The sequence below is a fragment of the Cryomorphaceae bacterium genome (genome assembly GCA_017798125.1).
In the GTDB taxonomy this organism is placed as follows: Bacteria; Bacteroidota; Bacteroidia; order Flavobacteriales; family ECT2AJA-044; genus ECT2AJA-044.
On record CP059070.1, the window covers coordinates 2,718,879 to 2,733,821 of the forward strand.

Annotated in this window: 13 protein-coding genes; 5 read left to right on the top strand and 8 right to left on the bottom strand. The window is 49.2% G+C overall.

All coding sequences use genetic code 11. The features are described 5' to 3' along the window. Window positions 1-19 precede the first annotated feature (19 nt). The 5 genes from lhgO to HZ996_12165 form a co-directional block, all read right to left on the bottom strand. Window positions 20-1,228 carry an L-2-hydroxyglutarate oxidase gene (gene lhgO, locus HZ996_12145; GenBank protein QTN39864.1) on the bottom strand — a complete coding sequence of 403 codons (1,209 nt, stop codon included), beginning with the start codon at window positions 1,226-1,228 and terminating at the stop codon, window positions 20-22. A 6-nt stretch (window positions 1,229-1,234) separates the two neighbouring features. Continuing rightward, window positions 1,235-2,113, bottom strand: coding sequence for a hypothetical protein (locus HZ996_12150; GenBank protein QTN39865.1), 879 nt, complete (start codon window positions 2,111-2,113; stop codon window positions 1,235-1,237). A 4-nt stretch (window positions 2,114-2,117) separates the two neighbouring features. Next, window positions 2,118-2,483, bottom strand: a complete 366-nt coding sequence (locus tag HZ996_12155) for a hypothetical protein (GenBank protein ID QTN39866.1) — start codon at window positions 2,481-2,483, stop codon at window positions 2,118-2,120. A 65-nt stretch (window positions 2,484-2,548) separates the two neighbouring features. Next, window positions 2,549-3,874 carry an MFS transporter gene (locus HZ996_12160; protein QTN39867.1) on the bottom strand — a complete coding sequence of 442 codons (1,326 nt, stop codon included), beginning with the start codon at window positions 3,872-3,874 and terminating at the stop codon, window positions 2,549-2,551. Next, window positions 3,867-6,137 carry an aconitate hydratase gene (locus tag HZ996_12165; protein QTN39868.1) on the bottom strand — a complete coding sequence of 757 codons (2,271 nt, stop codon included), beginning with the start codon at window positions 6,135-6,137 and terminating at the stop codon, window positions 3,867-3,869. Before HZ996_12165 ends, HZ996_12160 begins: the two co-directional genes overlap by 8 nt. A gap of 112 nt (window positions 6,138-6,249) precedes the next feature. Here HZ996_12165 and HZ996_12170 point away from each other — a divergent pair, with 112 nt between their 5' ends. The 4 genes from HZ996_12170 to HZ996_12185 are packed head-to-tail and all read left to right on the top strand — an operon-like array spanning window position 6,250 to window position 10,275. After that, window positions 6,250-7,494 carry an ABC transporter permease gene (locus tag HZ996_12170; GenBank protein QTN40051.1) on the top strand — a complete coding sequence of 415 codons (1,245 nt, stop codon included), beginning with the start codon at window positions 6,250-6,252 and terminating at the stop codon, window positions 7,492-7,494. Window positions 7,495-7,514: 20 nt separating this feature from the next. Next, window positions 7,515-8,312 carry a hypothetical protein gene (locus HZ996_12175; GenBank protein ID QTN39869.1) on the top strand — a complete coding sequence of 266 codons (798 nt, stop codon included), beginning with the start codon at window positions 7,515-7,517 and terminating at the stop codon, window positions 8,310-8,312. A gap of 2 nt (window positions 8,313-8,314) precedes the next feature. After that, complete coding sequence (locus HZ996_12180) at window positions 8,315-9,220, top strand: mechanosensitive ion channel family protein (GenBank protein ID QTN39870.1); 906 nt, start codon at window positions 8,315-8,317, stop codon at window positions 9,218-9,220. Beyond that, entirely contained in the window at window positions 9,217-10,275 is a 1,059-nt protein-coding gene (locus HZ996_12185) for a magnesium and cobalt transport protein CorA (GenBank protein ID QTN39871.1), read from the top strand. The genes HZ996_12180 and HZ996_12185 overlap by 4 nt, the downstream gene beginning before the upstream one ends. A gap of 6 nt (window positions 10,276-10,281) precedes the next feature. Here the strand turns inward: HZ996_12185 and HZ996_12190 are convergent, their stop codons facing one another. Continuing rightward, window positions 10,282-10,704, bottom strand: a complete 423-nt coding sequence (locus tag HZ996_12190) for a hypothetical protein (GenBank protein ID QTN39872.1) — start codon at window positions 10,702-10,704, stop codon at window positions 10,282-10,284. Window positions 10,705-10,785: 81 nt separating this feature from the next. On the opposite strand from HZ996_12190, the gene HZ996_12195 reads away from it, so the two are divergent. Beyond that, window positions 10,786-12,933 (top strand): adenylate/guanylate cyclase domain-containing protein, encoded by a 2,148-nt coding sequence (locus tag HZ996_12195; GenBank protein ID QTN39873.1) that lies wholly within the window; start codon window positions 10,786-10,788, stop codon window positions 12,931-12,933. Here HZ996_12195 and HZ996_12200 read toward each other — a convergent pair. Both HZ996_12200 and HZ996_12205 read right to left on the bottom strand, forming a co-directional pair. Next, window positions 12,927-13,481 carry a 1-acyl-sn-glycerol-3-phosphate acyltransferase gene (locus tag HZ996_12200; protein ID QTN39874.1) on the bottom strand — a complete coding sequence of 185 codons (555 nt, stop codon included), beginning with the start codon at window positions 13,479-13,481 and terminating at the stop codon, window positions 12,927-12,929. The two genes, HZ996_12195 and HZ996_12200, sit on opposite strands and share 7 nt — an antisense overlap. Then, window positions 13,478-14,893 carry an AAA family ATPase gene (locus HZ996_12205; GenBank protein QTN39875.1) on the bottom strand — a complete coding sequence of 472 codons (1,416 nt, stop codon included), beginning with the start codon at window positions 14,891-14,893 and terminating at the stop codon, window positions 13,478-13,480. Before HZ996_12205 ends, HZ996_12200 begins: the two co-directional genes overlap by 4 nt. Between the last annotated feature and the right edge of the window lie 50 nt (window positions 14,894-14,943).

Below are 14,943 nucleotides of genomic sequence, written 5' to 3' on the forward strand. Positions count from 1 at the left end.
TAGGGCCAATTCATAGGACTTAATTCCAGGAGAAGTACTCTTCGGCCATTTCCGCTATTTGCTCTGCGATGGCCAGGCTTGCTGTTGCCGCTGGTGAAGGAGCGTTGAGTACGTGGATGCTGTTGCCCCGATGCTCGATCCGGAAATCATCTCGCGTATCACCATCGGTCCCCAGCAAAAGGGCACGAACCCCCGCGCGGCCCGGTCTTATGTCTTCCATAGTCAAGCTTGGAATCATCCGCTGAAGTGTTTGGAGGAAGAGCTTTTTGCTGAAGGCACGTCGGTACTCTCCTATCCCGTAGGCCATGTTCTTGGTGAATAATTTCCAAGTGCCGGCATAGGTCAAGGCGTCAACTGTATCCCGCAGATCGAAATCCGTCTTGCCATATCCTTCGCGCTTGAAGGTGAAGACGGCATTTGGTCCACATTCGATTTCTCCATTGGTCATTCGGGTGAAGTGAACACCGAGAAAAGGAAACTGCGGGTCGGGAACGGGGTAAATCAAGTGCTTGACCTTGTGCTTACCTGTTTCTGTGAGTTCGTAATAATCCCCTCGGAATCCCACCACACGCTCCGGTAGTTTGACTCCGTCTTTTCTAGCAAGACGGTCGGCCTGCAACCCAGCGCAAAAAATGAGTTCCTTGGCCTGGTACGTGCCCTTCTGGGTGACGATGGTCGAATGTCCATCGTGGTGTTTGATTCCTCGAACTTCTTCACCGAGCTTCAGGTGACTGTTTTCGTTTTTAGCACTGGCTATTTCCGCCATTTTCTCGGTAGCCCCTACATAGTCGATGATTCCGGTTACAGGCACATAAAGTCCGGCCACGCCTTCCACATGAGGTTCATGCTCTTTGATTTGAGCGCCCGAGATTTTCTCTAAGCCTTCAATTCCGTTGGCAATTCCGTTCTGGTAGATTCTCTCCATCTGAGGCAGTTCTCGCTCTTCCGTAGCGACAATGACCTTTCCACAGACGTCGTGGGCCACTCCGTGCTCTTGAGCGAAGGCCACCAGAGCTTTTCGTCCTCGGACGCAGTTCTTGGCCTTCAGGGATCCTGGAGTGTAATATAACCCGGAGTGAATAACTCCGGAGTTATTTCCGGTCTGATGTGCCGCCAAGTGGTCTTCTTTTTCAAGTAAGAGAATTGACTTTTCCGGATACCTTTTCTGTAGTTCGTACCAGGTGGCGGCTCCAATAATGCCTCCACCGATGACGGCTAAATCGTACATGCTGACTTACTTTCTTACGACCGTGAATACTCGAGAAATATTAAACCCAAAGAAGATATCTCCATCTACCCAGCGGCCCGCCGTTTCTCCAATAAATGCGGTCTCAAACATACCTCGACTGTTGGTCAAATGCAATTGAAAAACGTGGCCTCCTGTTTCGATATCGAAGCCGATCGAAAAACTGTTGTTAAAGGGGTCGTCTTGTTCCACTTGCGTAATCAGGCGAGCGTGGTACTCCGCGTTCAGACTTAAGCGATTGGTCAATTTAACACGGCCTCCAACGCCTAAAGCGAACTGATCGTTGTTCATTTCATTGGTCAGGACGAGGTTATCGTGCAAGTAGCTCGGAATTACGGCTAGCGAAAAGGCCTTGCTGAATTTTCGGGCAAGAATGATTTGATGGGCATAGCTGATCCTTTCGGTAAAGGTGGGCTGATATGCATCTTCAGGAATTCGAAGGCTATTAATGTACATGCCCGAATACCAGGTCACAGACAAGGGCATATTCTTCGCACCACTACTTTGTCGAAGGAGTTTAATTTTCAAATTCCCCTCGTAAGTCTTCTCAAAGGATGATCGGGCAAATCCTACTTGAATATTGTCCGTGATTCCGTAGTCGAGTCCAAGACGAATCGTTGCATTGTCCAGTCCGAATAGTTCATAAGCTCCATCGCTCAACTTTCCGAAGCGGTGACTGATGACAAAGCGAAGCACACCAGCCGAAGCTGTCTCATTGCTCTGTACATTGATGATTCGTGAGTCCTTAAAGGTGGCAAAGGCGTAATCGGTTGTTTCTTCACCCTCGGACAAAAGGTCCAGCAAATCGTCTTGGGCTTGAATCGCCCCTGAAATCAAGACAGCGGCAAGCAGTAGAAGTCGTTTCATAGGATCAATTTTGAGGAGCTCCGGCGTCTACCCAAGCTTCAATTCTTTCAATATTACACGTCGGTAGTTTTCCTGCTGGTGGCATAAGTAGGGGATCACCAGGAGCTCTGTTGATGCGGTTGACGAGGAGACCATTATCCGCCACTTTCTTGACGTCATCGTAATCGTTCAAATCCAAGTTAGCCGCAGGGAAAGATCCCCCATGACAGCCTTCAAAAGCGCAACTCTGGGTCATCAGAGGCTCTATCACTTCAGAATAGGTGACATTGGTGGTATCGCAACCAGAGGAATGGAGATCCTCAACGTTATTGTAGCTACAACTGGAGGCCAAACCAATGACTATGGCGGCGAGAATTATCGCTTTTTTCATTCCTTCTATCGTGTAAATGAGTCCCTTAATATACGTTCTTAAAAGAGACCGATAAGGAATAATGTTTACCGCTCTTTAACCCGATAAGCTGCAAAGCGATGGCGCATGGGCCAAAGGGCCAGAATGGCGAAAACGAAGAAAAGGCTTAGCGCCATGATGGACATACGCATGTTCCCTGTTAAAGACTCCAGTAAGCCATAAATGAAAGTCCCCAAGATGATGGCCACTTTCTCCGTTACATCGAAAAAGCTGAAGAAACTCGTGTGTTTGGTAGCGTCTTCTGGAAGCATTTTACTGTAGGTTGAACGGGCCAGGGCTTGCACTCCGCCAAGAACTAATCCCACGGCCGAGCCCAAGGCAAGGAATTTGTACTGAACAATAGGGTCATCGGCCTGCAAGGCAAAAGCAACACCACCCATAGACGCCCAAACCAAGAGGGAGGCAATCAGTGCGCGGATGTTTCCGATCCTTGAACTGAGATAGGAGAAAAACTGCGCTCCAACAATCCCGAGGAGCTGTATCAAAATAATGGTCCCAATTAGGTAGGTCGACTCCAATTCCAATTCCTTTTCTCCAAAAAGACTAGCGACGTAAATAATGGTCTGAACACCAACGGAGAGCATGAAAAAGCCAATGAGAAAACGCTTGAGATCTGCCATTTCACCCAATTGTCTCCAAACAGATCGTAGTGCTCGGTAGCCGTTCCCAAGGACGTCTTTGGTAATCTTACCCCCATCTCTGGGTTCAGGCAAGCGACGAAAGGTAAACTGCGCAAAACCTATCCACCAAACGGCCACCATGAGAAAACTGATCCTAGACGCCTGACCCGAGTCGGCCAAACCAAAGGTCTCGGGCTGAAGGATCATCGCCAAGTTGGCAATGAGTAGCAAGGTTGCCCCGATATATCCGTAGCTGAAGCCCATGGCCGAGGTTGCGTCTTGTTGATCTTCAAAAGCGACCTCTGGTAAATACGCGTTGTAGAAAACCAAGCTTCCCCAAAATCCAACACTGGCAATGACACTCAAGGTCAAGGCCAAGCCTACATTTTCTCCATTGAAAAAGTACAGACCAGCACAGGCGGCCGCACCGATGTAGCAAAAGACTTGAAGGAATCTCTTTTTAGAGCCAGAGTAATCCGCTATTCCGGACAGAATAGGCGACATTATGGCAACCAATAAGAAACTAAAGGACAAGCAGTAGCTGTAGATGACCGTATTCTCCCAATCCGTTCCTAAGAACCGGACCAAATTGTTCTCCTCACCCGTGGTGACCGACCCATAATAGATCGGGAACACGGCTGTGGCAATGACTAAGGAATAAACCGAATTGGCCCAATCGTAAAAGGCCCATCCACGTCTTGCTCGCTTCGATCCTTTAATGAACTCAGGCATTCGCCTCCTGAGCTCGGATCAAATTCAAGGCCGAACCGGCACGATACCAAGCAATCTGGTTTTCGTTGTAGGTATGGTTTGCAGTAATGGTGTCTTTGCTTCCATCGCTGTGTACGATCTCGATGGTCAACGGCTTACCCGGTGCAAACTCGTTCAAGTCAACAAAGTTGAAGGTATCGTCCTCGCGTACTTTGTCGTAATCGTGCTCGTCTGCGAACGTCAAGCCCAACATTCCTTGTTTCTTCAAGTTGGTTTCGTGGATACGAGCAAAGGATTTAACCAATACCACCTTGACGCCAAGATGGCGAGGCTCCATTGCCGCGTGCTCACGACTTGATCCTTCACCGTAGTTGTGATCTCCGACAACAACTGTTCCTACTCCCTCTGCTTTGTAAGCACGCTGAGTATCAGGAACAGCTCCATAAGATCCATCCAATTGGTTCTTCACCAAGTTGGTCTGATCATTGAAGAAGTTCACCGCTCCAATCAACATATTGTTGGAAATATTGTCCAAGTGACCGCGGAAGCGCAACCACGGCCCGGCCATGGAAATGTGATCCGTTGTACACTTACCCTTGGCCTTGATCAGAAGACGAAGACCCGTCATATTCTCACCGTCCCAGGGCTGGAAAGGTGTCAAAAGCTGAAGGCGCTTACTGTCTGGTGCAACCTCAACCGAAACTCCAGATCCGTCTGCCGCCGGGGCCTGATATCCGGCATCCTCTACTGCGAAGCCAGAAGGAGGCATTTCGATACCCATTGGCTCTTCGAGCTTCACCTCTTCACCATTTTCATTGGTCAAGGTGTCCGTCATCGGGTTAAAGGTCAGATCTCCTGCTATCGCAAAGGCCGTCGTCAACTCTGGAGAGGCGACGAAAGCGTGCGTGTTCGGGTTACCGTCGTTACGCTTGGCGAAGTTCCGGTTGAACGAGGTAATAATGCTGTTCTTGCGGTCTGGATCGTCCATGTGACGCGCCCATTGACCAATACATGGTCCACAAGCATTGGCCATAACAACTCCGCCCATTTGTCCGAAGGTGTCCAAGATTCCATCGCGCTCTGCAGTGTAGCGAACTTGCTCACTTCCAGGAGTAATGGTAAAGTCAGCCTTCGGCTTGATGCTTTTGTCAATAGCCTGCTGTGCAATAGAAGCCGAACGTGTCAAGTCCTCATAACTCGAGTTCGTACAAGAACCGATGAGGCCTACTTCCAAACGCTCTGGATAGCCATTGTCTTTCACCGCTTGAGCAAACTTGCTCAAAGGCCAAGCCAAATCTGGCGTGAATGGGCCATTGATGTGCGGCTCTAATTCGTCTAAGTTAATTTCGATCAACTGATCGTAGTATTCAGATGGATTCTCCATTACCTCATCATCTGCTCTGAGGTGAGCCGCATTGGCGTCTGCCAAGTCCGCGACTTCCGCACGATCTGTTCCGCGTAAGTATTCTCCCATTTTGGCGTCATAGGCAAACAGTGAAGTTGTAGCTCCAATTTCTGCTCCCATGTTACAAATGGTTCCTTTTCCGGTACAGCTCATGCTTTCAGCTCCGGGTCCAAAGTATTCCACGATGGCTCCCGTTCCTCCTTTCACAGTGAGGATTCCGGCTACCTTCAAAATAACGTCTTTCGCGGAGGTCCAACCGTTCAGTTTACCGGTCAAACGCACTCCGATGAGTTTTGGGAATTTCAGCTCCCAAGGCATTCCAGCCATAACGTCTACCGCATCAGCTCCACCAACTCCAATCGCTACCATTCCGAGACCACCGGCGTTTACCGTATGAGAATCGGTTCCGATCATCATCCCGCCTGGGAAGGCGTAGTTCTCCAATACCACTTGGTGAATAATCCCGGCACCTGGCTTCCAGAAGCCAATGCCGTATTTGTTTGAAACCGTAGACAAGAAGTCGAATACTTCTTTGTTGATGTCCAAGGCTTTGGTCATATCTGCTTCAGCTCCGCTTTCCGCTTGGATCAAGTGATCACAGTGTACCGTAGAAGGAACTGCTGCTTTGACTTTCCCCGCTTGCATGAACTGCAACAAGGCCATTTGGGCCGTTGCATCCTGCATGGCTACACGATCCGGAGCAAAGTTGACGTAGGATTTGCCGCGTTCAAACGCTTCTGAAGCTGCGCCATCTGTCAAGTGTGCGTAAAGAATCTTTTCGGTCATCGTCAGAGGACGACCAACGACTTCACGCGCTTTTTCGATACGCTCCGCCATGCGGCCGTATACTCCTTGGATCATGTCAATATCAAATGCCATAAGGGATCTTTTTTATATTCGTAGAGTGCTGAAAGGATTGCAAAAATAGCAAATTAACCCTTGTTTTTAAAGCCTTCCCTAACGGCTGGATTTGTACCTTGTCACCATGAAAATGTTCTCCTCTGTTTTCCTTGAAAATGTGCGCCAAGCGGTGGGCTCCATCAAAGCGCAATCGCTCCGTGCCGCCTTGACGATGACCGTCATTGCCATTGGAATTACGGCACTTGTGGGCATACTTACGTCGATCGATGTAATCAAAGGCAGCATTACCGACAATTTCTCTCGAATGGGGGCCAACACTTTTACCATTCAGAATGCCGGGATGACCATTCTCTTCAACAACAATGGAATTCGCCCCAAACGACATGCGCCGATCAGTATTCGCGAAGCCCGAAGCTTTAAAGACCGATTTGATTTCCCCGCATCTGTTTCGCTATCCATGCGGGCCAGCGGATCGGCACAGCTGCAGCGGAACGAGAAAGAGACGAAGCCCAATATGCAGGTCATGGGTATTGATGAAAACTACCTCATGACGGGCGGCTATCAATTGGGCAGCGGCCGGAATTTCATCAAGCAGGAGATCGAAGACAACCGCCCCTTTACCATCATTGGTCCCGACGTAGTAGACTATCTTTTTGATCCGGGCGAAGATCCGATCGGTCAGACCATTACTATTTCAAAGCAGCGATTCAAGATCATTGGCGTATTGGAGTCCAAAGGATCATCGGCAGGGTTCGGCGGGGATAATGTTGCCTTAATCCCGATCCAAAAGGCACGGCAAGTATACAGCTACCCCAATCAGAGTTTTCAGATCTCCGTCATGACGGAGAGCACCCAAGACCGAGAGGCGGCCATCAGCTACGCCAGCGGGCTCATGCGCGCCGTTCGCAAACAGCACCCCACCGAAGAAGAGAGTTTCAATATTCAGTCCAGCGACAACTTGAGCCAACTGCTCATCGAACAGCTCAGTACGGTGATTTTCGCGACGGTTACCATTGCACTCATCACTTTATTTGGAGCGTCTATTGGCCTTATGAATATCATGCTGGTAAGCGTAACCGATCGAACTCGCGAAATCGGAATCCGAAAAGCCATCGGGGCCAAAGCGCGCAATATCCTGATCCAATTCTTGGTTGAAGCCGTTATTATCTGCCAAATCGGTGGACTTATCGGTGTCGCACTGGGCATCTTGGTGGGTAACGTATTGAGCTTCCAATTCGATGCACCTTTTCTCATTCCTTGGACCTGGATTTTCACAGCCTTCCTGGTCTGCTTAGGTGTTGGAACTCTTGCTGGTTTCTACCCAGCACTCAAAGCGGCTCGCCTTGACCCGATCGAATCCCTTCGTTACGAATAGGATTTCTTACCTTACTGATGATGAAACTGCGTCTTATTCTTTTGGTTTTGGGCCTTACGGCCCGATGCACTCTATTCGCCCAAGAGGCCTACCCATTGAACTCCGATCGCCCCGGGCAAACCTTTGCGAGCTCAACCACTCAAAAAGGAGCATTCCTCATACAAGCAGGACTGGATTGGAACTACGTTTCCGATTTCCAAGATTCCTACCAAACGCCCATCTACTTGCGGTTTGGTGCCGGAGATCGACTCGAACTCAACGCGGGAATCACGCCAATCTTTAACAATGTACTCAGTCCCTTCCCCACCTTCGAGCTTGGACTCCGCTACCACATTCTCCGAAGCGATCAGTGGAACATTACAGGTCAATTTCGATACTACGGTGCCGATGGTTTCGTCCTCGGAACCTTGAGCTCTTATTGGGGTCAAGGAAACATCTCATACGGCTGGATGAACGGTGCAAGTTTGAACTCCACCGTGGCCTTCGTTTACGCCACCAGTGAAATTGGCTCATCACTTATTTCAAATGGCGCAGACCTATACATGACATTGAACTACGGTTTCTCTATCGGCTCCAAGTGGTCGGGATTCGTCGAATACGCAGCATTCCCCACATCTTTCAATTCCGATAACGATCAAGTGGCTTATCAGCTTGGGGTGTACGAAGGGTTCGACCTCGGAGTTGCCTGGTTGGTTCAACCAGATCTACAGCTGGATTTATTCACCAACTTTCCTTTCCAAATTGGGAGTTCGAACGGGTCAGCCGTTATTTCTGAAGCCTTCCTGAGTATAGGTGCCTCTTGGCGTGTAACGAAATAAACATGGAAAACGAAGCAGCTCAACAGATCCGGTGGGATCAACCCTTTTGGGAATATGCTTTAATCATCATCGCCGCATTCGTCATTGCGACGATTCTATCGAGACTGATCAACTTTTTCCTCAATCGCTTTTTCAACTCCAGCTCCCTCATTCTCAAAGTAGACCCTACGCGGTACCGTTTCTTTAAGAATGCGATGACCGCCCTCATTTACTTGATGGCCATCTTCACGGTGATCTATACCATTCCTGAGTTCAAAGCACTTGGTCTCACCCTTTTTGCCGGCGCGGGAATTTTCGCGGCCATCCTTGGTTTCGCCTCACAACAAGCGTTTAGCAACATCATCAGCGGTCTATTTATCGTGATCTTCAAACCTTTCCGAGTCGGAGACATGATTCAAGTCGGCACCTTAAATCAAGGAATTGTCGAGGACATCACCCTTCGCCACTCGGTCATCCGAAACTTCGAGAACCGTCGAATTGTGATTCCGAATTCCGTGATCAGCGCCGAGACCATCACCAATTCGAGTATCGTTGAAGAACGTACCAATACCCGAATTTACCTTTCCGTGAGCTATGATACCGATTTGGACGAGGCCATCGGATACGTACAAGAAGAGATTGAAAAGCATCCGGACCTCATTGACTGGCGAAGCCCGGAGGATATTCAAGCAGGAGCGGACAAGGTAGTTGTCATGGTCACTGAGTATTTGGACTCCGGCATCCAGCTCAGGGCCAACGCTTGGTCCAAAGATCCCATCACCGGATTCATGATGAAATCCGATCTCTTAAAAGCCATCAAGAAACGTTTTGATCAAGAAGGAATAGAGATTCCCTTCCCATATCGGACGGTGGTATACAAAACGGACATCGAAACGGAAAAGGCCGAAACCCGGAAGAATAAGTCATGAGCGCCAAGAGAATCAGCTACCTACCCAAGTTCGGTAAGCCGCCCGGATCTGTAGACTACACGGGTGTTCATCGACAGGAACCAGTGCGGATGGACCTGATTCGATACAACAGCGAAGGTGTCGAAATCATACCGCTTCATAGTGTTGAGGAGTTTGATGCGCATTTCCGAGCCGGCGATCGTCACTGGCTAAGGGTTTTTGGTCTGCACGATGCAGATGTTCTTCGTGCCGTAGGCACTCGCTTTAACATTAGCGATCTGGTCTTGGAGGATGTAGCCAACGCACGGCACAGCCCAAAAAGGGAATTGTACGACGACTATGGGCTCTTCATCATGAAGCTCTTCTATCAGAATGACAAGGGGGAGCTTCACACGGAGAATGTCAGTTACCTCCTTCAGAAAAACGTATTAATCAGCTTTAGTGAGCGGGCGGAAGGACATTATCAGCCCCTTCAAGATCGAATAAAAAAGTCTCGAGGACAGATTCTCGAAGGTGATTTGGACTATTTGCTCTTCGCCCTGATGGATCTTCTTGCAGACTATACCATACTTTTAATCGACAACCTAAGCGAGGAAATCGACGCCCTCGAAGTCGAAGCGGGTCGAGACCGCAGTGGCCGCATCGTGGAGAGCATTATTCAAAAGAAGCGCGAGATCATCATGTTGCTGCGCAACTTCATACCGCTTCAAGAAATGGTGAACTTGAATCACGAGCAGTTCTCTCTGATCCATCCAGAGAACGAGCCATACTTCGCCGATCTCCGAGGAATGATCAAGGCCAATGTGGGACAGCTTGAATTCCTTCGAGAACTTCTGAGCGACTTGGTGGATATCCATTCCTCCTTGATGGATCACCGCATGAACCGGACCATCTACACCCTGACGTTGATTTCAGCAGTATTCATTCCACTGACCTTTATTGCCGGACTCTACGGAATGAACTTTGACAACATGCCAGAACTGCATTACCCCAATGCATACCGCATCACCCTTGGGGTAATGGGCGTCATTGCCATTGGCATGCTGCTGTACATGAAAAGAAAGAATTGGTTCTAGTGAACCTTACTTCATTATAGGGCTTTGCATGTCACAAGCTTGAGGACAGTTGGTTGCACCTCCAGGAGTGGCAATCATATAGCCCTCGGTGAGATCGCTCCCTGCTTCGGTTGCCACCACCACATTAGACATGTCGCCTTCAGCCGTTACGCCATAGTAGATTCGTACACCGTCGGCGTCTCCATTTTGAGAGAGCACGTCCTGGGCGGCGGCTACGGCCGTGGAACTAAGTTGGATCGCCTGCAACGGGCCATCAACCGATGCTGGGTTGGTTCCAAGGTAATTATCGTGAAGGGCTTTGGCGGTGGTAACACTGATTCCGTCGCCTCCCTCTTGCGGGGTCGCTACAGTAAAAGAGTAAATGGCAAATAGGCTGGCACAAGCCAAGACTCCTGCCGTAAATGACTTCATGTGGGGATTGAGTTTCATGAGAACGGGGTTAGGTTGTTTCCGCTGAAATTACCAAATAATTAGAGGAAATAGAAAAGAGTCCTATTTTTAACCTTGGTCATGAACCTCCAAACAACGTCCAAAATACTCGCGCTATTCCTAGTGCTCTGTGCCTTCGGCACGATGGCCCAACAGCGCCCTATGCCCCCCAATCCTTCGTGGGATCAAATCGCGGAAACCTCGATTGAAAACGGCAAACTCGACCTCCTAGACCAGAAGGGGCGATGGGTTCGTCAGGGATCCGGAAATCCCGAAACCCAAGACTCCTTGACCCATGTTCTAGCTCAACTTTTTCAGGAAGACCTCGCGCCCAGGGACTATACACGCTCCATGGAGCTCTACCTCATCAATGGCCCACTGCTGACCCAAAGCCGAGAAGCCTATGGACTCTTGAAAGATTGGGAAGAAAACTGCCCCGACTTTCCAGAAAAGACCTGGTATACCTACCGTCTTTATTCCAGACTCTACAACACCACCTACAAGTTTGACTTAGCCCTAGATGTGGCGGAAAGCGCCTTGAGCGAGGCTCGACGGCTCGGGGACTCCGTACTGGTGGGGCAATCCTACACAAGTCTTGCCCAAATCGCCGAAAACAGCAACCTAAAAGTGCCTGCGTTAACTTATTTCCTGATTGGAGAGGAGATCATTAAACGCTATGGAACTCCTCGTATGCTCATGAAGCACTACGAAGAGTTGCGTGACTTTTATGTCCATGCCGATGAATTTGATGAGGCCACACGGATCATGGAAGTTCAACAAGAGCTGTTTGAATCGTCTTCTGAATTTGATCAACTCGACGGTGAGTATCTCGCGTATTGGAGTCTCTACATTCCGGTAAGTTCTGGCGCTATTGAAAACTTTAAGCCCCTCATTCGAGATGAAATCCAACGAATCCAAAAGACCCCATTCACCTATTTGAAGAACGAATACCTTGGTTTTTATCGAACCACGCTTATTCAGCGCGATGACTTTCAGGGAATGCTTGAATTGTATCGAGACATTATACCCGAAGAGCTAGAAGTCAACCGTGTCACTGTTCCTCATCGCTATTATCGCTTTATGGCCTACTTCTCAGAAGCGAGAGGAGAAATGGACAGTGCAGCGTACTACTGGCAAAAGGCAAGTGCCGAAATGTCGCGTCAACCGGACCTGTATTTCAAGACCAACTTCTACATCCGAATGGGCGAGTTTTATGAGCGCAAGCCAGATTTTGAATTGGCCACAACGTTCTTTGAGCGCGCTATTCAATATGCCAATCAGGTTCAATTTGTTCCTTTTAAACTCAGAGCTGTTGAGGGGCTCGAGCGCGTGAGTTTGGAGAACGGCAATTATGAATTAGCATATGATTTGGCCGATGAACGAAATGCCCTGGAAGACAGTGTGCAACGCATCAACGAAAAAGAAAAGTTGGCCTTGGCCGAGGTCCTTCACGACATGCGTCTAGAACAAAGTCGACAAGCCGCCCAATTGAGAACAGAACTCTTGCGATCTCGGAGCTTTGGATTTGGCTTTGGCCTCTTCGTTTTCTTAAGCGGCCTCATTTTCTTTCAATTCCATCAAACCCGTCGAGAGAAGCGAAGAAGCGAAGAATTGCTGCTGAATATTCTTCCTGAGGATACCGCAAACGAGCTCAAGGAGCACGGACAAACCACCGCGCGCAAATACGACCACGTTACCATTCTGTTTGCCGATTTTGTCGGGTTCACAAAGCTCAGTGAAAAGTTGTCTCCAGACGAACTCGTCTCGGAAATCGACAGCTACTTCCGAGCTTTCGACGATATCTGCAAGAACTTCGGCCTAGAGAAAATTAAAACCATCGGCGATGCTTATTTGGCTGTTGGTGGAATGCCCACGGGCAATACGGCAACCGTCAATGACGTGGTCCGCGCATCTTTAAAAATGCAAGAGACGGTTGCAGAATTCAACGCCGTGAGGCCCGAAGCGAGCTTGGCACTTCGCATTGGCTTGCACACGGGTGAAGTGGTTGCCGGAGTTGTTGGTACTATGAAATTCCAATACGATGTTTGGGGTGATGCTGTCAATACTGCAGCTCGTATGGAGCAAAACAGCGAACCGGGAAAAGTGAACATCAGTCAGTCCACCTTTGAGGCCTTAGATGATTCATTTAAAACGACGCACCGGGGTCAAATTGAAGCGAAGAACAAGGGGCTTCTCGACATGTACTTCGTCGAGTCCGATCGTCAGTAGATCTTGGGGTTATACTGCTCGGGAAAGCGCCCAACCTTATCTCGGTAGAAGTCTTCAATATGGGCCATATCTGTCTCGAAGTCTCCGGTTGGATAATAGACCGGACCGATGCCTGAAATCTTTTTGTCGTAATTGACATAACCCAACACGATGGGCACCTCGGACTGGACGGCAATGTGATAAAAACCAGTCTTCCACTTCTCCACCCTACTGCGCGTGCCTTCGGCCGGAACGAGAATAACCATCTCCTCATTTTCCGCGAGAAGCTCCATAGCAAAACCCGTCAGATTCCCTCTTCGGCTTCGGTCCACCCCAATGGCACCTGTGGCCCGAAAAATAAATCCGAAAACAGAGCGGGTATAGGTGTCTTTAATGAAGTAGCGCATTCGGATACCGATGTACCAAAAGGACAAAATAGCAATGGGATAGTCCCAATTGCTAGTGTGGGGCGCGGCCACCATGACCATACGTTTCAAATCACTCGGGACTTCCCCTGAAATCTTCCAACCGAATAAACCGAGCAAGCTCTTACCTAGCCACTTTTTCATTCTTCTTCGAAATAATCATCCTTGAATCCGATCAAATATACACGTTCCGTAGCACGCGTTAAGGCTGTATAGAGCCAGCGCAAATAGCCGATATCGGGTTCTCCTCCTGGCAAATAAGCTTGCTCTACAAACACATGCTTCCACTGACCTCCTTGTGCTTTATGGCACGTGACCGCATAGGCATACTTGACCTGTAAAGCTTGATAATACTCATTTTGCTTGATCTTTTGACGTACCTGATACTTAGAAGGAATGTCGGCGTAGTCTTCCTTGACCGCCTCGTACAGGCGCATGCTGGATTCCCGATCCAAGCTAGGGCCATCTACGGTCAAGGTATCCAAGAGCAACATCACATCCTGTTCGTCCAAATCTGGATAGTCCACCAAGCGAATGGTCGCCTCAGCGAATCGAAAGCCATACATCTCTTTAATGCGACGGACCGCCATCACTTCGGCGATATCTCCATTCGCAATGAAGTTCGACCGTTTATTTCCCTCGAGCCAGAAATAGTTGTTCTTGACGACCATCAGGTAATCCCCCGCACTCAGCTCGGTGTCTTGCCAGCGAATGCGCGCCCGAATTTGTCCGTTGTACAGATTGGCTCTTTTATTGGACCGACAGATCACGACGGTATTGTCTACGCCTTCCTCATAGGCTGAATTCAAGGCATCCTCCAATTCGTACCCTTCGCGCAAACGAATAAAATCGGGGAACCCATCCGTCGCAAACTGGGGCTTTTCCGGTTCGTCAATTTCCACGATTCGGCGCACCTCTGTGGCGTTGAATAGAATTCCCGACTCCAATCTTTGGCGAACGACTTCAGTGAGTCGGTGTTGCGTCACATCACGATCATAGCGCGTTGCGAGGTACTCAGGATCCAAGGCCGGGCTTAAATCCGAATGAACGGGTGGAAGCTGAGCTTCATCCCCAATAAAAAGCAGCTTGCAGTTCACTCCGGAATACACGTACTCGACCAAGTCATCCAAAAGGGAATTCTCACCGATTCCTCCTGTCCCAGTGATCATGGACGCTTCATCCACGATAAAGATGGTATTGGTGTGCTTGTTTTCGAGCCGTTCAAAAAAGACCCCACCGTTCTTCGTAACGCGAGGGATGTAAATCTTGCGGTGTATGGTCTGAGCCGATTTTCCTGAATAAAGGGACATGACCTTTGCCGCACGGCCGGTTGGGGCAAGAAGTACGGTTTTCCGTCGCACCGTAGGTGCAGACAATACGATCGACCGAACGGCCGTTGTCTTCCCGGTACCCGCGTATCCCTTGAGGAGAAAGAGGCGCCTTGGATCTAGGTCCAACATGAATTCGGCCAAAAGATCAAGCAAGGTATCTTGCTCCCGGGTTGGGGTAAATCCAAAGGCTTTTCGGAGCTGTTTTTTCAGGGCGGCGCCCTCCATAGTTTAACTTTGTGTTAAGCCCAAAGATAGCGCGCTTCAGGGCCTTGAGC